Annotated in this window: 14 protein-coding genes; 5 read left to right on the forward strand and 9 right to left on the reverse strand. The window is 70.5% G+C overall.

The features are described from left to right. Window position 1: 1 nt before the first annotated feature. The 4 genes from BCF44_RS35685 to BCF44_RS35700 all read left to right on the forward strand — a co-directional run bounded on the left by BCF44_RS35685 (window position 2) and on the right by BCF44_RS35700 (window position 7,922). Window positions 2–1,054, forward strand: a complete 1,053-nt coding sequence (locus tag BCF44_RS35685; RefSeq protein ID WP_116178886.1) for a PLP-dependent cysteine synthase family protein — start codon at window positions 2–4, stop codon at window positions 1,052–1,054. Between the two features lie 177 nt (window positions 1,055–1,231). After that, window positions 1,232–4,195: a helix-turn-helix transcriptional regulator gene (locus BCF44_RS35690; RefSeq protein ID WP_116178887.1), complete on the forward strand. Its 2,964-nt coding sequence runs from the start codon at window positions 1,232–1,234 to the stop codon at window positions 4,193–4,195. Window positions 4,196–4,506: 311 nt separating this feature from the next. Beyond that, window positions 4,507–6,819: an ATP-binding protein gene (locus tag BCF44_RS35695; protein WP_170217925.1), complete on the forward strand. Its 2,313-nt coding sequence runs from the start codon at window positions 4,507–4,509 to the stop codon at window positions 6,817–6,819. Window positions 6,820–7,154: 335 nt separating this feature from the next. Continuing rightward, window positions 7,155–7,922 (forward strand): Crp/Fnr family transcriptional regulator, encoded by a 768-nt coding sequence (locus BCF44_RS35700; RefSeq protein WP_116178889.1) that lies wholly within the window; start codon window positions 7,155–7,157, stop codon window positions 7,920–7,922. Here the strand turns inward: BCF44_RS35700 and BCF44_RS35705 are convergent. From BCF44_RS35705 to BCF44_RS55920, 3 genes are all read right to left on the reverse strand, one after another. Then, entirely contained in the window at window positions 7,896–8,696 is an 801-nt protein-coding gene (locus BCF44_RS35705; protein WP_116178890.1) for a Crp/Fnr family transcriptional regulator, read from the reverse strand. The genes BCF44_RS35700 and BCF44_RS35705 overlap by 27 nt on opposite strands. 396 nt (window positions 8,697–9,092) lie before the next feature. Beyond that, complete coding sequence (locus BCF44_RS55915; protein ID WP_170217926.1) at window positions 9,093–9,350, reverse strand: HC3 family zinc finger protein; 258 nt, start codon at window positions 9,348–9,350, stop codon at window positions 9,093–9,095. Then, window positions 9,341–9,553, reverse strand: coding sequence for a hypothetical protein (locus BCF44_RS55920; RefSeq protein ID WP_170217927.1), 213 nt, complete (start codon window positions 9,551–9,553; stop codon window positions 9,341–9,343). Before BCF44_RS55920 ends, BCF44_RS55915 begins: the two co-directional genes overlap by 10 nt. A gap of 1,083 nt (window positions 9,554–10,636) precedes the next feature. Here BCF44_RS55920 and BCF44_RS35715 point away from each other — a divergent pair. Beyond that, window positions 10,637–11,008 carry an SSI family serine proteinase inhibitor gene (locus BCF44_RS35715; RefSeq protein ID WP_170217928.1) on the forward strand — a complete coding sequence of 124 codons (372 nt, stop codon included), beginning with the start codon at window positions 10,637–10,639 and terminating at the stop codon, window positions 11,006–11,008. 316 nt (window positions 11,009–11,324) lie between these two features. Here BCF44_RS35715 and BCF44_RS35720 read toward each other — a convergent pair whose 3' ends face one another. The 6 genes from BCF44_RS35720 to BCF44_RS35745 form a co-directional block, all read right to left on the reverse strand. After that, window positions 11,325–12,287, reverse strand: a complete 963-nt coding sequence (locus BCF44_RS35720; protein ID WP_116178893.1) for an MEDS domain-containing protein — start codon at window positions 12,285–12,287, stop codon at window positions 11,325–11,327. Window positions 12,288–12,811: 524 nt separating this feature from the next. Then, window positions 12,812–14,413 (reverse strand): FAD-dependent monooxygenase, encoded by a 1,602-nt coding sequence (locus BCF44_RS35725; protein ID WP_116178894.1) that lies wholly within the window; start codon window positions 14,411–14,413, stop codon window positions 12,812–12,814. A 148-nt stretch (window positions 14,414–14,561) separates the two neighbouring features. Next, a complete protein-coding gene (locus tag BCF44_RS35730) occupies window positions 14,562–15,578 on the reverse strand; it encodes a methyltransferase (protein WP_246015960.1) in 1,017 nt (338 codons plus the stop codon). Next, a complete protein-coding gene (locus BCF44_RS35735; RefSeq protein WP_116178895.1) occupies window positions 15,571–16,800 on the reverse strand; it encodes a cytochrome P450 in 1,230 nt (409 codons plus the stop codon). The genes BCF44_RS35730 and BCF44_RS35735 overlap by 8 nt, the downstream gene beginning before the upstream one ends. Window positions 16,801–16,805: 5 nt before the next feature. After that, entirely contained in the window at window positions 16,806–20,075 is a 3,270-nt protein-coding gene (locus BCF44_RS35740; protein WP_116178896.1) for a ferritin-like domain-containing protein, read from the reverse strand. After that, complete coding sequence (locus BCF44_RS35745) at window positions 20,072–21,562, reverse strand: flavin monoamine oxidase family protein (RefSeq protein WP_116179134.1); 1,491 nt, start codon at window positions 21,560–21,562, stop codon at window positions 20,072–20,074. Before BCF44_RS35745 ends, BCF44_RS35740 begins: the two co-directional genes overlap by 4 nt. Window positions 21,563–21,590 lie beyond the last annotated feature (28 nt).

Raw genomic sequence — 21,590 nt, forward strand, 5'->3', positions numbered from 1 at the left:
CATGCGTTGTGACACCATCCTCGACGCCATCGGCAACACGCCGCTGGTGCGCCTCAATCGGCTCACCGAGCCGACCGACGCGGCGGTGTGGGTCAAGCTCGAGTGCCTCACCCCAGGGGGCAGCGTCAAGGCGCGGCCGGCCCTGGGCATGATCCGCGCGGCGCTGCGCTCGGGAGCGCTCACCGCGGACGGCACCATCGTCGAAGCCACGTCCGGGAACTTGGGCATCGCGCTGGCGATGATCGGCTCCGCGCTAGGCATCAGGGTGCAGATCATGATCGATCCCCGCACGCCCGCGCCGAGCGCGCGGACCATCGCCGCCTACGGCGCCACACCGATCCTGGTCGAGGAATCCGACGAGCACGGCAAGTACCAGATCCCACGGATCCAGGCGGCCGAAGCCGTCGGCCGAACCGTTGCGGGCGCCTATGTGCCCAACCAGTGGGACAACCCGGACAACCCGGCCGCGCACCGCGAGGCTGCCTCGGAAATCGTCGACGACCTCGACGGTGACGTCGATGCCATCGTGTGCGCCACCAGCAGCTGCGGCCAGCTCACCGGCATCGGCCGATGGATCAGACGAGTCCGCCCCGACTGCCTGATGGTGGCGGTGGACGGCCGAGGCTCGGCCGCGATCGGCGGTCCCCTCGGTCAGCATCTTCTGGTCGGCCTCGGTTCCGCTTTCACCCCGGGCAACTTCGACCCCGCAACCGTCGACGAGGCGTACTGGTGCGGCGACGCAGAGGCATTCGGCACCTGCCGGCTACTCGCGAGCAATGAAGGTATGCTGCTCGGCGGCTCGTCGGGCGCCGCCGTCTTCGTCGCACTGGCGGTCGCCCGACGACTGGGTCGTCACCACAACGTCGTGGCCGTAGCACCCGACGGCGGCGATCGCTACCTCGACACCATCTACGACGACACGTGGATTCGAGATCACGACCTCACTCTCGCCTCTACCGTGGCCCAACTCCGTGAACGGCTGGCGGACTACTCTCCATTCCCCGGAGACCAACTCAAGCCGTGGCGCCACTATCCCGCCAGCCCCGAACCGTGATCGACCGGAACGGCCCGGCAACGCTCGCCAAACCCTTACGTCAGGCCACGCCGCCGGTTGACGACCGTGCCTCCTGTTGATCGTTTCCCCTGCTCGTGACCTGTATCCCGGCCCGTCGTCCACGGGAATACGGAGAACCCCTCCCCGGTGCCCCCGTGGTGGCGAAAACTCGCTGCCATGAGCCCGACCTGTGTGACCAGAACACTGAGTTGTCGTGACGAGGAGGCTTCAGGAGGTGGCATTCGGGTCCATGAAGGAGCGGCCGGCGGCATTGGTCCTCTGGTCGGAAGGCAGCGAGAACTGGGTTGCCTGAAGAGGATCCGCGCGGCGGCCGCGGATGGGAACGCCATTCAGGTGGCGGAAGTGGTGGGCGAATCGGGTATCGGCAAGTCGCGGTTGTTGGACGAGTTCGGCGCGGCAGCGGCCCGTGACGGGTGGACGGTGCTGACCGGCCGTGCGTCCGAATCGGATCGGGGCAGCCGATTCGGTGTCTTCGTCGACGTGCTGGGTGATCACTTCGCGTCGCTCGACCCGATCGAGCCGTGGCGACTGCGCCTCGGCATCCGTGCGTTGTTGGAGAAGCTGGCGCCCGGGCGTGGCCTGGTGCTGATGCTGGACGATCTGCACTGGGGGGACGACGCCTCGCTGGAGTTGCTGGGGCATCTGGTCTGTCACCCGCCACGAATACCTCTGGTGCTCGCGGTGGCATACCGTCCCAGCCTGGCGCCCGGCCGGTTGACCGCGGTGCTGGCTCAGGCGGCGCGGCAGGGGAGGACGAACCGGGTCGAGCTCGGCCCGCTGGACGCCGAGGCGGTGGCCGAGTTCCTCGGTCCCGATGTCAGCACGCGGCGGTGCCAGGTCCTGCACGAGGCCAGTGGCGGGTGCCCGTTCTACCTGGCGGCGCTGGCACAGGTTCCCGAGGAGCAGCTCCGGACCGAACTGCTGGCCGCACCGCCGCCGGACGGCGCCCGGTCGGGCGACGCGGTGGTGTCGGTGAAGGCCGTTCCCGCTGTCGTCCGGGCGAGCATGCAGGCCGAGATGGCCGACCTGCCGGAAGGTGTTCGGGTGGTCGCACAGGCGGCGGCGGTGGCCGGTGACCTGTTCGAGCCCGATGTGGTCGCCGCGATCGCCGGCATGAACCGACAGGACACCGACCGGGCGGTGGACGAGTTGGTGGCCCGTGATCTCATCCGCCCGAAGGGTAGCGGCCGGTTCGGTTACTGGTTGCCGATGATGCGCGCGGCCGCGTACGCCAGCGGAGGCGGTGGCTGGCTGATTCGGGCACACGCACGAGCCTGGGCGGCGTTGGAGGAGCGCGGAGCCTCGGTGTTCCGGCGGGTTCACCACGCGGAACGGTGCGCTCGGACCGGGGACGAGCGAGCGATCGCCGTGCTGGTCGACGCCGCGCGAATGACGGCCACGCGGGCGCCCGCGCAAGCCGTGCGCTGGTTGTCCCTCGCACTGGACCTGCTGCCGGACAAGGGCGAGGACGACGAGCGACGGTTGGAGCTGCTGGCCGACATGGCGACCTTTCTCGGCATGTGCGGCCGACTGGAGCCGGCTCGCGACGCCCTGCACGAGGTGGTGCGGCTGCTGCCCCGTGACGCAGTGGCTCAGCGGGTGCATGCCGTGGGGTTCTGCGCCACCGTCGAACACCTCCTGGGCCGGCACGCGGAAGCCAGCGGCTTGCTCCTCGCCGAACTGCACCAGCTGCCCGAGCACCACGGTGACGGAGGCGCCGATGTGGACGACATGATCACCGCGCTGAAGCTGAAGCTGGCCACCGCGAGCCTGCTGTGTGCCGATTTCGCCCAGGCCCATACCTGGGCCGGTGCCGCCCGTCGTGCCGTCGGCGGCGCCGGAGACCGTCTCCTGTCGGTCGCCGCGGCGAGTGTCCTGGCCCTGTCCGACTACGCCGTGGCCGACATTCCCGCCGCACAGCGCAACTGCGACCGGGCGGCCGAGCTCGTCGACGGGCTCACCGACGGCGAACTGGCCCGACAACTGGACACCGTGGTCTGGCTGGGCTGGGCCGAACAGTGTCTGGAACGCCACGGTGCGGCACGACGCCATCTCGAACATGGCCTTTCCCTGTGCCGAGCCACCGGTCAACACCACCTCATGACCTACCTCGTCGTCGGCCTCGCCAGCACACTGCTAGGGCAGGGACGGTTGCGAGAGGCCGCCGACACCGTCGCCGAGGCGTGTGAATCGGGTCAACCGGTACACGGCCCCGCCCTGCGGGCCGCCGCGCTGGCGATGCGGTGCCGCATCGCGACCTTCACCGGCGACACCGACCAGGCCGTGCGCTGGGGCGAAGAAGCGTGCCAGCTGGCCGGACCGGCCGACGATTGGCTGTCGGTGCTGGCGTCGGCGTTCTTCGCGCATGCCCGCCTGATGGCCGGCGACCCCCAGGGCTGCGTCTCCATCCTGGCCGACGCCGGTGGTGGCGCGGAACTCCCGATGATCCCGGAGCCGGCCCGCCCCGGCTGGTTCGACGTCCTCACCACCGCCGCCCTGGCGCTGGGCGACAGCCGTGACGGCGAGCAGTGGGCCACGCGCGCCGAAACCGCTGCCGCCCGCCTCGGCCTGGCCGGGAGCACGGCCTTCGCGCGACTCGCCCGTGCTCGAGTCCACTACGCCACAGGTGACACCGTTGGCGCGGCCGACGCAGCTCGCGGGGCCGCCGGCACCTTCCGGCAGGTTGGTGATCCCTTCGACGAGGGCTGCGCATGGCTGCTGGCCGGCACCGCCACGGCTGGCACCGGTTCCCGCGCGGAAGCACTGCGCGAACTGGAGCGGGCCCACGCCCTGTTCGTCCAGTGCCAGGCCACCGGCCAACGTCACCACGCCGCCCGCGAAATGCGGAGGCTCGGCCGTCGCGTCCCCAAGGGCGTCAGCGGGCAACGCAACCCCCACAACGCAGTCGGCGCGGCCGCCCTCACCCGCCGCGAAACCGAAATAGCCCGCTGGGTCATGCAAGGGCTCACCAGCCGGCAGATCGCCACGAAGCTCTTCCTCAGTCCGCGCACCGTCGAACACCACATCGCCAACATTCGCGCCAAGGTCGGCGTCACCACCCGGGCCGGCATCGCCACCGCGCTCCTCACCGCCGAACACGCCGAGAGCACCTCGGCCTGACCCGACCCGCGGACGACGATGTCCGCGTCGGCAAGGCTCACGGCTCCGACGGCGTCCAGTCGCCAGTGACGAGTCTGCGTCAGTTCCGGCCCTTCCGTCCCGCCGGGCCGCTGCCGCATTCTCGGTGTCGACGGCTGCCGGCTGCCCTGAGCCGTGTTCGGTATGGAGGCCCGCCCAGTGCACCAGGGACGGTGGTGGACAACTGCGGGCCCGGTGAGCGCGGTGGCTCTCTTCACCGAACAACCAGAACGCCAGGACCGGTGATGGCGGGCGTCGGATCGGGTCGGGTGACGGGCAACTTGCCGAGCGATGTGACCACCTTCGTGGGCCGCCGTCGTGAGAGCACCATGGCCAAGCGCGTGCTGCGGCGCACGCGGCTGCTCACGCTGACCGGGATGGCCGGGGTCGGGAAGACCCGGTTGGCGGTGCGGGTGGCCACCCAACTCCGCGATGCCTTCCCGGACGGGGTGTGGCTGGTCGAATTGGCCGCCGTCAGCGATGACACACTGCTGGCCGAATCGCTCGCCGACGTCCTGGGCGTGCGTGACCTGCAGGGACACCGCTGCTGCGCCATGGCCATGCTGTCCGACTACCTGGCCGACAAGAAACTGCTGCTGTTGCTGGACAACTGCGAACATCTGCTGGCCTCCTGCGCGGCACTGACCAGCAGACTGCTGACCGCGGCGCGGGGCCTGCGGATCCTGGCCACCAGCCGGCAACCCCTGAGTGTGACGGGGGAGCACCTGCTGGAGGTGCCGCCGATGTCGGTGCCCGAACTCGATCCGGGGCAGCCGCTGAGCCCCCGCGCCATCGATCGTCACGAGGCGGTGCGGCTGTTCGCCGAGCGGGCGGCGACGGCCCGGCCCGGCTTCGTCGTCGATGCCACCAACCGGGACACCGTCGCGCGGATCTGCCGCCGGCTGGACGGGATCCCGCTGGCCATCGAACTGGCGGCGCTGCGGGTCCGGGCGTTGCCGGTCGGCCAGATCCTGGCCGGGCTGGACGACTACCTGGAATTCCTGGCCAAGGGGAGCCGGGTCGCCGTGCCGCAACTCCAGACGCTGCGCGCCGCGATCGACTGGAGCTACGCGCTGTGCTCCCCGCTGGAGCAGCAGTTGTGGGCCCGGGCCTCGGTGTTCGCCGGTGGGTTCGATCTGGACGCGGCCGAGGCCGTCTGCAGCGGCGATCCCATCGTCCGGGAAGACGTCTTCGAACTGGTGGCCGCCCTCGTCGACAAGTCCATCCTGACCCGAGCCGACTACGACGCCCCGGCGCGGTACCGGATGCTGGAGGCCATTCGGCAGCACGGCAGGGAACAGTTGGTCGCGTCCAGCCAGCAGGCAGTCCTGCGTGCCCGACACCGTGATCACTACCACCACCTGGCCATCCGAGCGGAACGGGCGTGGCTGGGCCCCCACGAGGTGGCGTGGTTCGCCCGGCTCCGGCACGAGCACCCCAACCTGCGGGCCGCGTTGGAGTTCTGCCTGACCGAACGCGACCAGGCGCGGCTCGGGCTGGAGATCACCGCTGCCCTGCTGCACTACTGGGTCCGATCCTGTTGCCTGGAGGAGGGGCGCCGGTGGCTGCGCCGGGCACTGGAGTTGGACCGGCAGCCCAGCCGGCAACGGGCCAAGGCGTTGTGGGTCAGCGGCTGGCTCACCCTCCAGCATGCCGACATGACCACCGCGCTGTCCCTGCTGAAGCAGGCCGACGTGCTGGCGCGTCAACTCGGCGACGAGCCCGCCCTCGCCTACACCACGCTGTGCCTGGGCACGGCCGCGTTCTTCCAGAGCGACCTGCACCGCGCGGTCGCCCTCCTGGAGGACGCGCTTGCCCACCACCACGCGCTCGCCCACCCGGCCGGCGCCTGGCTCGCCCTGGGGTATCTGGCCCTGACCACCGCGGTCCTCGGACAGCCGGACATCTCGGTCGGCTTCAGCCGCGAGCGGCTTGCGCTGTGCGACAGCCGTGGCGCGTCCGCGTCCCGGATCTATCCACTGTGGGGGCTCGGCCTCGGCGAGTGGCTTTCCGGCGGCCGACAGCTGGCCGGGCGACTGATCCGGGAAACCATCGAGACCGCACGGGATTTCGGCGACGAGTGGGCGGTCGCGCACTGTCTGGAGACACTGGCCTGGATCGCGGGAACGGACGGCCTGCACATGCGTGCCGCCCGGCTGCTCGGCGCCGCCCACGCGGTCTGGCGGTCGACCGGGACGCCTCCGTCCGGCCCGAGGTACCTCACCTCCTGGCATGACCAGTGCGAGCAGCGCGCGCGTATCACGCTCGGGGACAAGCAGTTCGGCGCGGCTTTCCGGCAGGGCACGCGGTTCGGCATCGACCATGCCGTCGACTACGCCCTCGTCGAACCCGTCGGAACGACGACCACGGTTGCGCACGCCGTGATTCCCTACCACCGACCGGCGCTCCTGACGCGCCGGGAGCGGCAGGTCGCCGAACTCCGCAGCAAGGGGCTGTCCACCGAAGACATCGCGGCCACGCTGCTCATCGCCCCCCACGCCGCCGAGGGGCATCTGCACCGCATCCTGATCAAACTCGGCCTCACCGACCGCGCCCAACTCGCCGCGTGGATCACCGAGCACCTGCCCCCGTCGGACGATCAGTAGCTCCGCCGGGTCCCGAGCGGAGCAAACCTCGTTGTATGACATAGCAATCAGGTCGTCGGGTGACACGCCGCTCGCCGCCCCGACCACTCGGCTGGCGAGTTGACCTTCCGCCGATTGCGGCGAATGCTCGTGCATGCGACGTCTGGCGCGGGTACGAAGGAATCAGTGTCGCTACGTCGTACGGGGGATGTCACCATCGCCCGATCAGGTGGCGTCCACCGCCGTTGTCTACTGTCCCCCGGCCTTCTTCTGGCAAGTTGCATCCTGCATATCGCGTCGTAGGGCTCGTCGACCGGTGTCCCGTCCCCGTCGGCAGTGGCTGGAGGGAGCGACAGATGGAGGACGCCAGGCCCGAGCATCGCCGCGCCGGGCTGGAGAAGGCACGATTCGCGGCTTGTTGCCTGTCGGGCGGCGAGAACCCCGAGAACTCCGGCGACGTCGACTTCGGCGTGTTGTCGACGCTGGCCGCCCAGTTGTCGCCGCGGTCGCTGCGGCCCGGCGAGAAGCTGTGGCAGGCGGACCGGCTCCCGTCGGCTGTCTGGATCATCCAGCACGGCCTGGTCGAGATGGCCGTCGGGCGGGGCGCGCGACGCCGGGTCGTGCAGACCGCCGGCGCCGGCGAGGTCGTCGGCATCGTTCAGCTGCTCAGCGGACAGGCTCTGCCGTGCCAGGCGCAGGCGGTGGACGCCGTGTCGGCCCTGGAATGGCCGGCCGGCCTGTTCCTCGGCGCGCTGCACCGGCGCCCCGCACTGGCCCGGATGCTGCTGCCCACGCTGAGCCGACGAGTGACCAGCGGCTGGCTCCGGCTCGCCTCGGTGGCGGTCAGCAGCCTCGAGGTCCGTGCGGCGCGGATGCTGTTGATCGAGGCCCGGGACGACGTCGTCGCGTTGCCGCAGGACGTCGTCGCCTCGATGATCGGCGCCTCCCGGCAGGCGCTCAACCGAATCCTGCGGGGACTCCAGACGGTCGGCGTCATCGAGCTGTCCTACCGGGCGATCCGGATCCTCGACCGCGCCGCCCTGGTCCGGCTCGCCCAGCCCTATCGGGACGAACCGGTCACCCGGCCGGGCGCGGCGTCAGCGGCACCTGTGCAGCGGGCGTAACCGTGGCCCAGGAGACAGCTCGTGCCGTGCCGGCGCCGTCGTGGACCGGGCCAGGTCGTCGAGCCGGTCCCGGTCCAGCAGTTGGATCCTGCGGTACTGAAGCTCGATCGCCCGGTCCCGCTGGAAGTCCCGCAGCACGCGGTTGAGGGCCGGCCGTGACGCGCCGATCATCGACGCCAACGTCGCCTGCGAGACCGGCACCACGCCGTCGCGTTCCTCCACCAGCAGCATGCGCGCCACACGCACCTCCAAGCTGCTGGCCAGCACGGCCGACAGCCGAAGCCGACTGTCCACGATGCGGTCGACCAGACCGTCCAGCACCAACCGCGCCAGCGCGGGATTCCGCTCCAGCTGAACGAGAAACTCGCGCACCGGCCACAACAGCGCGGAGACGTGGGTGGCGGCCTGCACGCGGCACGGGATCCAACGGCCCGACACCAGCGGCGCGACGCCGAACGCCTCCCCGCGGCACAACGTCTGCACCACGCACCGGTTGGCGCCGACGTCGACGGCGACCTCCGCGATGCCGTCCTGAATGATCCATACACCTGGCGGCCACTTCCCGGGCGAGCACAGGTCCTCGCCGACGCGGAGTTGCCGGGCGCGCAACTGTTCCGCGAGCGTCGACAGAACGGACCGCTCCTCGTGGCGCCTGGCGCCGAGCGCGCGCATGGCGAATCGCGCGTTGGCCAGCGTGAGCGGCACATTTCTCGGTGCGACGTGCCGGTCTCCGGTCGCGTCCGGCGCCGGCGGATTCCCCACCACTTCGTCCACCCGTGTCCTCCAGAAGATCCACCCCTGGGCCGCACGGCATTTCCCGGCGGCAGTCCGGCATACCGAATGCGGCGCACGACCATTGTCGGCGCAACGACCATTTGGCGTACGAGTGCCGGACTCCCATCGTCGCGGCGAAGCCGCCGGGTCGGAACGGACACTGTCGTCCCGAGGACGTTTTGCTCACCCGCGGCGGTTCGGCGACTTGATCTCGCGGCGTGGACCGGCAAACCTGGGCGTCGCCCGGCTGTTTCGCGTTCCGGCCGGGCGCTCACGTTTCCTCACTGCCACAAGGACCATTGATGCCCGCATCGACCTGCCCGGCCGCGGTCGGGCGACCGCACGGCGACAGCGACCGGGGTCGGCGTCGACCCCGGTCGGGCAGGGACTCACTGGTCACTCCAGGGGGCTGGCCTGACCGTCATCCGCCCAGCGGAGCTGGATCCGCCGGGCCTCGTCGTAGCAGTGCGAACACGTCGGCCAGTACCACTCGTCCCGATGGGCCCGATGGCTGACGATGACCACGCCGCACAGCGCCGGCAGCTCGGTGCCCGGCCCCGCGGGACGTTCCGCGAGGTAGCAGTGCCTGCGCAGGGCGGCGGGCTGCCAGGTGAAATGGGGCTGTAGCAGTTGTCCGCACTGGTTCACAGGCACACCTGCTCCAGGCAGGAGGTGCACAGTGGGCCGGGGCCGGGAATTCGCATTCCCTCCACGGAAAGCACGGCCGCGCAGTACGCGACGACCCGGTCCGCCACGACGTCCGGCGGAGGGACGGGCGCGATGTGGCGAACGCGCCCGTCGTCCGCGCCGCCCCGCCCGCCGTGCGCGGCGAAGACCTGAACTCCCTGGCGGTTCAACTCCAGTAATCGGGACCGGGCCCCACTCGGTGCGGGATCGGCCGTGGTCCACCGCGTGCGGACCCGCGTTCGAATTTCGCGCGGGCCGCAGGTCAGTTGCTCGATGGTGTGTCGCAGGGAGGGTTGACGGAGCCTTTTTCCCATCAGTCGGATCACTCCTCGTGACATGCGGCTTTTCGTCGTGCGCATTCGAGTCTGCGTGTCCGACCCGTCCTTTCAACCGTGTGGCCATCCGCCAGGGGACGCAATGGTGTCTCATCGGACAGTGTTCGCCGGTCCGTGACGGACACACCGGTGGTGGTGTGACTGGCCGTTATCGGGACCCGGCACACGGAGTGACGCGCTCAGGAGAGCCACAGCGGTCTCTCGCCGCGCCCGACCCCGACACCACGCATGACACGGCCCCGGGCACCCGAACGGAGAAGTGCCTGGGGCCGCCCGCCAGCCTGACAGCGCTCCCGCCATGACCGCCAGGCCAAGCCGGAAACCGGGGCAGCCGGCCCGACGGGGATGGAGTCGCGCAGCGATACCGAACCGGCCGCCCCCCACGAGCACAACACCAGCCAGGCGCGACCTCCGCCATTTCTGTCCGAAGTCTGCATTCCACTGCCCGGCAACCACTGACGTGGGTGACTGTGATGCCTCGTGCTGCGGGCGGCAAGCCCGATGATGCCGCACCCCGCACCCCGACGCCAGGTCCAAATACGCGGATCACTCGCAAATCGGCGACAGTGTCGGCAACTGGCCAAGTCTGGCCCCAACTGACGATGGGGGTGCCGGGGTGCGCGCGCAACCAGTCGGCGGGCTGTCCGATGTGCGGCCGGCCGGCAGGTCGGCACCGGGGTTGACGACAATGCGGCGTGGCGTCGGCGGTCGGAAGCGGGCACATGGACTCTGTGGACTCAGGGCCTACGACCGTCACGGGTGTCACGTCGGGTCGCGCATGCTGGCCAGCGCCGGACCGGGCGACCCGCCTGAGGGAGCACAACTCTCTCGTGACCTCCTGCCGGCAGGAGGTCACGACTGTGGACTTTGGGAGTCGCAACGATGTCATGCCAGCTCTGGGTCGCGTCGCTCGTGCTCATGAGTGCGGTGATCGTGGACCAACACGGGGGCGCCGCTCTGCGTGCTGATGAACCGCAACTGGGGGCGAAACTACAGCTGACGAAGGTCGCGGGCGCCGGGAACTCGGTGAAACGACTGGAACGCGTGCTCTTGTGCAACCCGGTGGGAGGCGATCATCCGAACGGTGATGCCGCATGTCACGATCTCGGCGTCGCATCCAGTGACTTCGACCGTCTCCCCGGGGATCCCCAAGGGGTGTGCGGCGCGGGGTACGACCCGGTCACCGTTACCGCCAGGGGGGCATGGGAGGGGAAGCGGGTCAACTTCGAGAAGACGTACGACAACCCGTGCAAGCTCCGCCTGCACACCGGTCCGGTCTTCGAGTTGTAGGTCCGTCGCCCAGAACTGGGCGGTCGGCCCGGCCGGGAGCCACTCGACCAGCCGCACCCCCCGCCCAGTCCCGGGCGTTCGCCCCCGGATGGGTACCGGTCCCCCGACCCGCCTGTCGTCGGACCGGTACCCCCGCGAACCCGGGGCACGTCGGGGGGTGCGCGCCCCGGATCTGAGCATTACTCAATCAGAGGCGACATCCCGACGCCAGGGGGACATGACGCCACTGGCCGGGACTGGCCAGGAATCGTTCAACATCCCGTGCGAGCGTCGTCGGTGATGAACGTCATGGGACGAGTTCGGCCGGTGTCGGACGTCAGTCGACGTCGTGCTCTTCCTCGGCGCGCGGACCCGGCACGGCCAGTTCGATGGTGCACCCGGAGTCGTCGGAGCTGATGTCGAGCCACTCGCAGATCTGGTTGGCCAGCCACAGACCGTCGCCGTTCTGCTCGCGCAGCGCCGGAGTGCGGAAGCCGACGAACGGGGGGAGGTCGTTGAGCGGCTGCGCGCTGTGCACCGTGCAGACCACCCGGCCGGCCGCCAGCCGCACCCACGCCGTCACCCGTTCGATTCCCCGTTGGTGCAGATACGCCATCGCCTCGCCGACCGCGATGGCGAACATCGCCGCGTTGTCCTCCGACGGCAGCAGCCGCTCGGCCTCGCCGAGAACGCGCAGGCGGGTAGCGGCGAGGGCGCCGTCGAACCGGACGACCTCGGCGTCGTCGCGCGGGAGCCTCGGCGGCGGCGACTGCCGCTTCGCGAACTCCGCGGGCGTGACGAACTGCGAGCAGGGCTCGGCCCGGCGCCCGGCAACGCACTCGGGATGGGTGCGGAGGGCATCCCTGATGATCGCGGCGTCGACGGCCCTGGTGTCGTACGGGCAGATCATCCAGATCGTGGTGTCGGCGAGCACCACGTTCAGGCCCGCCTCCATCCGCTTCCACGCGGCCACCTCGCGCTGGGACCGGCCGAACCAGATCGGCTCGGCGAGAATGCGCACGACGCCGCTCGGCGCGGCCGGCCGGTGGCGCGTCCAGTAGCGCTGGAACGCGGTGGCTCGCTGCGGCGGCCGGCGGCCGAAGTACGCGGACTCGGCGTAGTCGACGTCGCTCGCCTGGGCGCCCAGCGCCTGCTGCACCAGGTCCAGGTTCGCCGACGTCGTGGTGACCAGCACCGGTTCGTTCCGGCGGAGGCCGTCCTGCACGAACGGGACCGCCATCGACAGGAATTCCGCATCGCTGCCGTAGATGCAGCTCTGGTGCAGAAAGCCTGACTTCATCACACCTCCCATGCGCCGCAGCGCCCACGTCCATCCGGTGTCGGATGCGGTCCACCGCCGACCGGGGCAGGGCCGGCGGACCGACAGCCGTGTGCTGGCTCCCGACGTGGCGGCTGACGGCCCCGTGCCTGGCGGGAACGCCGGACGACGGACCACGCGGATTCGTGGTGGGAGGCGACACTACCTCCGGCCACGATGACGCGGAACCACTCCGGACGCGATCGTACTCCTTCGACGCGTCCGTCGTCGGAGTTGGACGAGAACACCGTTCTGGCACTGGGGGTTGCGGATTCGGCCCGAGATGTCCGCTCTGTTGTGGAGGATCACTCGGGTTGGCACGGCCGGGTCGGACAGCACTGTCCGTCGGGCCCGGTGGCGACCGGACAGTCCTGTCCCGTCCTCGAAATCCGGCGCCGCGCCGGGGCGTGTCCCGGGGATGATGGCGGTGATCCACGGAACACGCCCCGGCTCTTCCCTCCTCCGCGACCCACGGCGCGGAGGAAGACGACACCGGGCGAACGGGATCACCGAGCGGCGTGGTCCGGTCCGGGATCGCGTGGGACGAGGAACGCGGCCAGGTAGTCGCGTAGCGCGTCGACGTCGTCCAGCGGTGCGACCAGTCCGACGTGCCCGTCCGGCCGGACGAGGGTGAGGTGGTGGACGCCGGCCAGGCGGCGTGCGGAAGACGGGTCCACAACGGCGATCGGCACGATGTCGATCGACGCCGGGTAGTCGGCGCACACCTGCTGGAGCCGTCCGACGACGGCCGGCTGCGCTCGGGCCACGGCCAGCAGCAACGTCCAGCGGTCGTACCCCAGCAGCCGATGCAGTCGCACGGGCTCCGCACCGCCCTCGCGCGTGACGAAGACGTCGGGGATTCGATCACCCGCACGGCACCGGCTCCCGATGCGCCGGCCCTTCTGTCGCGACAGCGGACTGTCGCGATGGCTCCGGCCGAAGTCGCTCATCAACCACTCCACCCGTCGCTGGAAGGCCGACCACGGCAGGGCGGCGCGGAGGACGGCGGTTCGCAGTCGGTGCAGGGGTTCCGGCAGCAGGACCTCCGTGATGTTGAGCCTCATGTCACGGATCACCGCACGGGCGAGGGCTCGCTGCTCGACGTCGTAGGAGTCGAGCAGGGCGTCGCTCGCCTGCCGGCGGTGCACGGCGGCGAGCTTCCAGGCCAGGTTGTGCGCGCCGAGCATGCCGACGTTCATCCCGTGGCCGCCGACGGGCGCCCACGCGTGCGCCGCGTCGCCGGCGAGCAGCACCCGCCCGCGTCGGAACTCGGCGGCGATGCGGTCGGAGAAGCGCGCCCGGCTCAGCCAGCCGGACTCCGTCGGGCCGAGTCGCAGCCCTGGGATGCCGGCGGTGTCCGCGACCAGGTCGCGCAGTTCACCCATCGTCGGCGGCTCCGTGCGCTCCGGCTCGGGGTCGTCCCGGATGCAGAAGACCCGATAACCCTGACCGGGGGTGGGGAAGGCGAGCACCGTGCACCGGGAGCCGAGGAAGATGTAGCCCTGGCCCGGCCGGTCGCGCAGCGGCCAGGACGGCACCACGTTGCCCTGGACCACCTGCATGTTCGCGCGGCGCCTTCCGTCGAAGGGGATGCGCAGCCGGGTCCGGACGGTGCTGCCGCTGCCGTCGCAGGCGACAACCCACGGCGACAGCGCCATCTCGGTGACGCCCGTGGGCAGCCGCAGCGTCGTGAGGACGCGGTCGTCCTGGTGGCGCACGTCGGTCACCTCGGTTCGCCATTCGACGTCGACGCCGAGCCCGGTCAACTCCTCGGTGAGCAGCCGTTCGATGTCGTGCTGCTCGATCGTCATCGCGTACGGGTAGTCGGAGTCGAACCGTCCGGTCGTGAAGCAGCCCAGATGCCGCCCGTCGCCGTAGAAGTTCGCGCTCCGCATCTCATAGGCGTGTCGCCGTATCGTCTCGCCGACGCCGAGGGCGCCGAGCGCCTCGCCGGCTCGGGGAAAGACCACGTCGGCCCGCGCCTCCCGATTGGGCCCCGCCGCCCGGTCCACGATCCGCACGCGCAGCAGCAGGCGTCGCAGGGCTATCGCCAGGGTCAGGCCCACCGGTCCCGCACCGACCACCAGCACGTCTGGTTTCTCCTCCATGCCACACCTCCTGTGTCTTCGGCGTTGCGGCCGGGTTCTCCAGCCCGGGAGAGTGCTCGGCCCCGCCGGCGCCTGGACTGTCGGCCAAGGAAGGCGCCGGTCACGAGGGGCCGAGCCCCGCGCGGAACGCGCGGCACAAGCACTGCGTTCAAGCCGGAATGACCTCGAGCACGTTCAACATCGAAGGGGGCCCGATGACACGGGCCAGCTTCAGGCCGGCCTCGGCGAGGAGCCAGGCGTGCTCGGCCTCGGTGCGTTCCCGCCCGCCGTAGACGAACAGCATCGTCAGGTCGAGGAACTTGCTGGGATGCGGCGCGTTCCCGGTGGGCACGATCCAGTCGACGAGCAGCAGCCGGCCGCGCGCGTCCATCGCCCGGCGGCAGTTGGCGAGGATGGCGCGGGCGTCGTCGTCGGACCAGTTGTGCAGGATTCCCTTCATCAGGTACAGATCCGCGCCGGCCGGAACCGAGTCGAGGAAGTCGCCGGGCAGGAAGCCGCAGCGGTCGGCGAGCCCGGTCGCGGCCAACTGTCGCTCGACGTCGTCGGCGAGGTACGGCTGGTCGTAGACCACGCCGGTCAGCTCCGGATTGGCGCGCAGGACCGCGCTGAGGAAGGCGCCGTTCCCACCGCCGACATCGACGATCTGGCGCGCCCGGGAGAAGTCGTAGTAGTGGGCGAGCGTCTCGCCCGTCACGCGACTCTGCTCGGCCATCGCGGCATTGAACAGCGCGCGGTGCTCGGGGTGGCTGCGCAGGTGCTCGAACAGCGGCTCGCCGAAGATTTTCGCGGTGGTGGCCGTGCCCGTCCGGATGCTGTCCGCGGCGTTCGCGTAGACGGTGTTGAGCAACCCCTGGAAGATCACCCAGGATCGCAGCGACTGCGGATGGTCCGTCCGCAGCCGCTCACCCACCGGGGTCAGTCCGAACCATCCGGGCTCGACCTCGACGAACACTCCGACACTGGCGAGCGCGCGAAGCAGGCGGTACAGCGCGTCGGGATGGGCCGGGACCGCGGCGGCGAGATCGGCCGCCCCTCGGGGCTCGCCGGCGAGCAGGTCGGCGACCCCGAGCTCGGCGGCGAGCTGCACGGCGCGAGCCGCCCCGAACCCCTCAGCCAGCTGGATGAGCCGGAAGGCGTGGTCCTCGCGCCGGTCGGTGTCATGCATCGGTACTCCCTCCACAGGTGCCGAGGACGAGGCGCTGGGGGCCGTGGAAGACCATGTCCTCGGCGAATTGAACCGGTTCGTCGGTGAGATGAAGCCCGGGCAGGCACTCGAGGAGCACGGAGATCGCGATCTCCGCCTCCGCTCGTGCCAGCGCGGACCCCAGGCAGCGGTGGACACCGCCGCCGAATCCACAGTGGCGATTCGAGCGCCCGCGCGGCCGCAGCTCGTCGGGGTCCGGGAAGACCAACGGATCGCGGTTGGCCGAACCCAGCACCAGCACGACGGTGTCGCCCTCCCGGATGGCGTGCCCGCGAAGCACGTCGTCCCGGTACGCCCAGCGCGTCACCATCTGAACCGGGCAGTCGTAGCGGACGAGCTCGTCCACAGTGGACGTCAGGAGCTCCGGATCGGCGCGCAACTCGTCGAGCACGGCGGGGTTTCGCAGCAGTGCCAGCATCGCCTTGCCGATCAGGTTCGTCGTCGTCTCGTGCCCGGCGGTGAGCAGGTGCACGCACGTCGCGGTGATCTCGTCCTCCGTCACGGACCCGCACTCGCCGGCCTTGACCAGCGCCGTGATCAGGTCGTCTTCGGGATCGTGCCGCCTGCGCCGCGCCTCCCAGCTGAAGAAGTCGGTGAGCTCGGTCGCCGCGGTCTCCGCCCGCCGGTAGTCGCGGGCGCGCCCGGAACTGGCCTTCTGCAACGCCACGGCCCGTTCCCGGAGCCAGTCCCGGCTGCCCTGGTGGACGCCCAGCAGCTCCGAGATCACCAGGATCGGCAGCGGTGCGGCGAAATCGTCCACCAGGTCGAGAGTGGACCGCTGTCCGGTGTCCGAGATCAGGTCACGCGCGATCTCCGCCACGAGGGGCCGCAGCCGGGCCACCACGCGGGCCGAGAAACTGCCGGCGAGAAGCGACCGCAGCTGGCCGTGCCGCGGTGGATCCATGAACACCAGCCAGTTGCCGACCAGCCGCCACAGGGACTCGCACTCCGGCGGGATGCTGGCGAGCAGCGGGGCGGCGTCGTGTCCGTAGTGCGGGTGCGCCAGCACCCGGGTGACGTCGTCGTAGCGGAAGACGTACCACCTCGCCCGCCCGTCGGAGCTCGAGCGACCCCGGTGGACCGGGTCGTTCTCCCGGTACAGGCGGTAGATCGGGTACGGGTCGGCGATGTCCTCGGGCGGCCAGTCCAGGGGATCGAAGGGGCGCGGAACTTGCTGCGTCATGGCACTCACTCGCCCTTCGTGGTGTGTGGACCGAAGAAGTCGGCCAGGAAGCCCAGCGCCTCGGTCACGTCGACGGGGACCGCGGAACACGTGCGGGCGCCCGCGGCGAGGTGGCTGAAGCGCAGCGCGAAGCCGCGTCGCGCCACATCCGGCCGGGACACGTACCCGGGCACGGACTCCAGTTCGAACGACGGCCCCGCGGTCCGTCCCCGCCGCCCGGACGGCATTGCGGTCAGCAGTTCGCCCAGCGGCCGCATCACGCAGGTCATGACGTCGATCGACCGGTTCATCAACGCGGAACGGCGCAGGCTGGCGTCCGGGGACTCGCCGAAGTGCTGGACCATCAACTGGAGCGCCATGAAGTAGCCCCGGTTGAACAGCCGCATGACCTGCGCGGCGACGGGGTCGGTGACCAGCTCCTTCGCCGCGTCCCCCGCGAGCAGTGTCGGGTTGCGCAGTGCGGGGTAGGCCGGGGTCCACGGCGCCGACCGCCCGGGTGGACCCGCCAGCTGCTCGGCCGTGAGGCACTCGTACATCCGCCGGAAGGTGTCGAAGTGCGACTCCTCCCCGGTGCCGGAGCCGGTCGCGGGGAGCACGTTTCCCTCGCCCTGCTCGGTGACGACGTCGAGCGCGAACAGCGCGCTGGCGAGGTCGTCGACCTCGAGCTGGTAGTCGGGATGGACGTCGTTGACCGACCTGCGCAGGAAGAGGTGGTGTTCGCCGCCGCCCCGGCCCCGGCCCGTCAGGAACAGGTCCGGCACCCGGCGCAGGCCTTCCCGGATGTCGGCGTAGAGCTCGCTCGCCGAGCCGTAGCGTTCGTCCACATCGGACTCGGCCGACGCCGGCCCGCACCGACCGACCTCCTCGACGAGGCGAGCCGGCTGCTCGATGGCGATGAACCTCGCGACGCTGCCGACGCCGAGCGGCTCCAGCGACAGGTCCAGCGGGATCGGCAGCTGGTGGTTGATCGCGCCGAAGTCGATCAGCGGCACGTGGAACGGTTCCCCGATGGCCGTGAGGATGTTGTTGAGGGCGAGGAAGTGGATCATCTCCTCACGGGCCACCGTGAGCAGGCTGCCCCGCATGCCGCCGTCGCGGGTCTGGCCGCCGTCGCCGCAGGCGAGCGCCAGCTGCCGGGGCGACCACCGGCCGTGGCGCACGTGCTCCGTGCCGGCCGCGTGGGTGGGCACCGAGAACGCCGCGTAGAGGTACTGCGCCATCACGGCGAGCTCGATGGTGACGGCGTCGCGCAGCGCGTGGACGAGCTCACCGCGGCTGGTGATCGCCTTCCGCGCCGGCCCGGCCGCCGCGACGAACGCGGGCACGCTCTCGACCGCGCGGCAGGCGCGGAGGAACCGCAGCAGCAGCCGGGCCTTGGGCGCGGACAGGTCGTGCGTCGGCGGCATGTGGTACGTCTTCGTCCTGGTGCCGGGATCACACATCTGCCAGATCAGGTCGGCATACGTGCGCACCGCGAACCGGTCGGCGAGGCTGAACACCTCGGAGCGCATGAACGAGCCCGTCAGCTCGTAGAACGCGAACACCTCCCGGTACACCAGGTCGAACGTCACGTCTTCCTGGGCGATGTCGTCGAGACGCCGGTCGTCGGGGAGCACCCGCACGGCCAGCGAACCCGCACCGGCCCAGTAGCCGAGCAGATCGTCGTTGTCGTAGCAGGTGCGGGCGGATCCCGGCCGGGTGGTGTCGCACGGCGACTCCTCCGCGTGGGCGCAGAGCTGCACCCGCGCCGCCCCGGCCCGAGCGCCTCGGATCGTCAGCCAGCCGCGGCCCTCGTCGTCGGTGCTGACGACGCAGCTGCCGGCGAAGTCTCCCGGTTCGTCCGCTCGTCCGGGACGCAGGCGCACGATCTCGACGTCCCCGGGCAGCGCGTCTCCCGACGTGGCGAGGGGATCCCGGGGGAGTGCCCGGGGATTGAAGAACTGCCGCACGTGGATCGCCTCGACGGCGTGCGGGACGCCATGGACCAGGGACCGGATCTGCACCTCGACATCGCCGCCGCCGTCGCCGGGATGGTCGAGGATGAGGCCGGCGTCGTCGGCCTGTACGTTGGTCTCCCGTTCCAACAGCAGCACCGCACGGGTGCCCGACGGGTCCGTGCCCACCACGCACAGCGCCTGCTCGTCGACGGAGGCCGGCGCCTGAGCGGGGACCGTCAGCACGCCGCTGGTGAGCGCGCAGTCGATGAGGTAGGCCGTGGCCGGCACGTGGGCGACGAGCTGATGGCCGTCGACGGTGCGCAACTCCCAGTCGCCCAGGTCGAGCAGTGCACCGAGCCGGCGGATCGGACCCGGGCCGCCCTCGTCGGCCCGGACGGTCGCCGGCACCGCGTTGATCATGTTCAGCGTGACGTGGTCCGGCGTCACGTCGACGGTCATGTTGCCCAGTTCCGCCCGTCGCGGGACGAGCAGGCGTCCCGCCGGATACGTCCGCGGCTCCGCCGTCCGCCACGGCGCGATCGTTCCGCGCAGCGCCCAGCGGCCGGGCGAGTCCGGCGCCTGCGGCGCGGACATGTCGCTGACCGCGAACTGGACCACCAGCCCGTCGGCCGCGCCGGACGCCACGGCGGCACGCAGGAGGGTGACCACCGGTGAGACCGACGCCTCGTCCAGCCACAGCAGCCCGTCGCCGGACTCGACCACGAACTGGTAGAGGGTGGACAGCTTGAGCTCCTGCGCCAGGCAGTGGTCGCCGACGTCGAGGATGTGGTCGAAGTTGTGCCATCGCGGCGGATGGATCCCGCGCACCTCGCCGGTGAGCATGTAGCCGACGTCGTGGGAACGCCCCGCGCGGCCGAAGCAGAACTGGCCGACCATCAGGCTGGTGGTCCAGTTCGAGGACGGGTCGACGTCGAACACGCGGGCTCGGTTGACGGTCGTGGCCAGATAGGGGTTGTAGTGGCCCCACATGTCGACGCTGCGTCCCACCACCGGGTCCGTGACGTCGACGTCGGCCGGCGCGACCTCGCAGCTGACGATCCGGGCGTCGATGGAGAAGTGGCCGTTGCCACCGAAGTTCCACCCCTTTGCCGCGCTGAACACGCCGTCGTCGCGGAGGCGGCCGGCCGCGTCGAAGTGCGGTCCGAGGCGTTGCAGGTAGTCGTGGTACTCCAGAGCCGGGCGGTGTACCGGAAACGGTCCGTACTCGGTGAGCGCCTCGTTGGTGGCCAGGTCGACCAGGCCGTTGCGGAGCCCGGTGAGCAGCCCCGCCGTCGCCGTGCCCGCGAAGTGCAGGCGCGGCGTGTCGAAAACGCTCATTCGTTCACCACCTTCAGACGCGGAACGCCCATGGGCACGAGACGCCGGGGCTGGTGGAAGTGGATCTCGTACACCGCCCTGACCGCCGATTCGATCGCCCCCTCGATCCACGCCGTGGTCGACGAACAGTGCTCGCCGGCGAAGAACAGGCGGTGTTCGGGACGGCTGGCCCGTCGTCGTTCCCGCTCGCAGGCGTGGGTGTCCTTCCCCCACCGGACGCAGGCGGCCCCCTCGCTCCACCAGTACCGTCCCCAGGCCAGGCTCACGGCGTCCAGAACCATGCCCGGGCGCAGCAGTTCGGGGTGCATCTTGCCCAGTTCCTGGAGGACGACCGCGTGCCGGACGCCGGCGGGCAGGCGGCCGAGCGCGTCGGCGTCGGCGCCGATCGTGTAGCTGGCCAGCAGCGCCGCGCCGCCCGCCGGATCCCCTTCCGCGGGGCAGTAGTAGGTCTGCCTCAGGCTGCCGCCGCAGAACGACGCGCCGCCGGCGATCCCGTCGCTCTCCCAGAAGGGCTCGCGGCAGTGAAAAGCGATCTTCGTGGCCGACCAGTACTTCGCGTCGTGGATCACGGCCATCTTGTCCTCGCTGAGCCCGGTCAGCCGCAGCCTGGCCAGCACGGAGAACGGGATGGTGCACAACACGTAGTCGCAGCGCCGGCCGGCGATGTGGTTGCCGTCCCTGACGGCGACCGTGACGTGGTCGTCGCACGAGTCGATGCCGACCACCTCCTGGCCGCAGCTGATGGGCCCGCGGATCCGCGCCGCCAGCCGTCGGACGATCTGGTCCATTCCCCCGTTGAGGCGGACGAGGTCGGGACCGGTCTCGCTGAGAATGTCGTCCAGGAAACGATTGAGTCGCCCGTTGTGGCTCATCCGGACCTCAGGGTGGACCGCGAAGAAGGCGTGCACGTCGGCCTGGTCGTGGTCGTTGCCGCGCAGGAACGGGCTCAGGTCGAACTGATCTATGAGTTCCAGCAGTTCGAGCCGGAGGTCGCCGCGCAGGCTGTCGCGGAAGTCGGATGGGGCGATGGCGTCACCGATCGCCGTCAGCCACGCGCCGAAACGGATGGTGTCGTCGCTGTACCTGCCGTCGGGCAGGCTCCGTGAGAAGTCCGCGGTCAGCGTTTTCGCGGCATCGCGGACGCGCGTGTAACCGGCGCTGGTCGTGCAGTAGGAATCGGCATCCGAGAACAACGTGCTGAAGGTCCGCACCTTCTCGGCCAGGCCGAGCTTGGTGATGTACTGCATCGTGCGCCGGTGCTTGACGGGAATGCGCATGGCGCCGAGTTCGATGAGTGGCGCGTCCGGCCCCGAACGAAACCGGTGCGTGTAGATCCTGCCGCCGATCCGGTCGCTTCCCTCCAGGATCTCGACAAGATGACCGCGTTTCTCCAGCTCGTACGCGGCCACCAGGCCGGCTACCCCGGCCCCGATGATGATCACTCTCTTTGTTGTCCCGTCGACGGCACCCGTCATGCCGTGCTGCATGTTCGACACCGCGCCCTCCTCGAGGAAA

The organism is Kutzneria buriramensis (assembly GCF_003387475.1).
In the GTDB taxonomy this organism is placed as follows: Bacteria; Actinomycetota; Actinomycetes; order Mycobacteriales; family Pseudonocardiaceae; genus Kutzneria; species Kutzneria buriramensis.

What these genes read in the sequence shown, in the direction of transcription:
- BCF44_RS35740 (WP_116178896.1), bottom strand. Translation starts at nt 20,075, where the DNA reads ATGAGCGTTTTCGACACGCCGCGCCTGCACTTCGCGGGCACGGCGACG.
- BCF44_RS35720 (WP_116178893.1), bottom strand. Translation starts at nt 12,287, where the DNA reads ATGAAGTCAGGCTTTCTGCACCAGAGCTGCATCTACGGCAGCGATGCG.
- BCF44_RS35685 (WP_116178886.1), top strand. Translation starts at nt 2, where the DNA reads ATGCGTTGTGACACCATCCTCGACGCCATCGGCAACACGCCGCTGGTG.
- BCF44_RS35730 (WP_246015960.1), bottom strand. Translation starts at nt 15,578, where the DNA reads ATGCATGACACCGACCGGCGCGAGGACCACGCCTTCCGGCTCATCCAG.
- BCF44_RS35725 (WP_116178894.1), bottom strand. Translation starts at nt 14,413, where the DNA reads ATGGAGGAGAAACCAGACGTGCTGGTGGTCGGTGCGGGACCGGTGGGC.
- BCF44_RS35690 (WP_116178887.1), top strand. Translation starts at nt 1,232, where the DNA reads ATGAGCCCGACCTGTGTGACCAGAACACTGAGTTGTCGTGACGAGGAG.
- BCF44_RS35745 (WP_116179134.1), bottom strand. Translation starts at nt 21,562, where the DNA reads ATGCAGCACGGCATGACGGGTGCCGTCGACGGGACAACAAAGAGAGTG.
- BCF44_RS35715 (WP_170217928.1), top strand. Translation starts at nt 10,637, where the DNA reads ATGAGTGCGGTGATCGTGGACCAACACGGGGGCGCCGCTCTGCGTGCT.
- BCF44_RS35735 (WP_116178895.1), bottom strand. Translation starts at nt 16,800, where the DNA reads ATGACGCAGCAAGTTCCGCGCCCCTTCGATCCCCTGGACTGGCCGCCC.
- BCF44_RS35700 (WP_116178889.1), top strand. Translation starts at nt 7,155, where the DNA reads ATGGAGGACGCCAGGCCCGAGCATCGCCGCGCCGGGCTGGAGAAGGCA.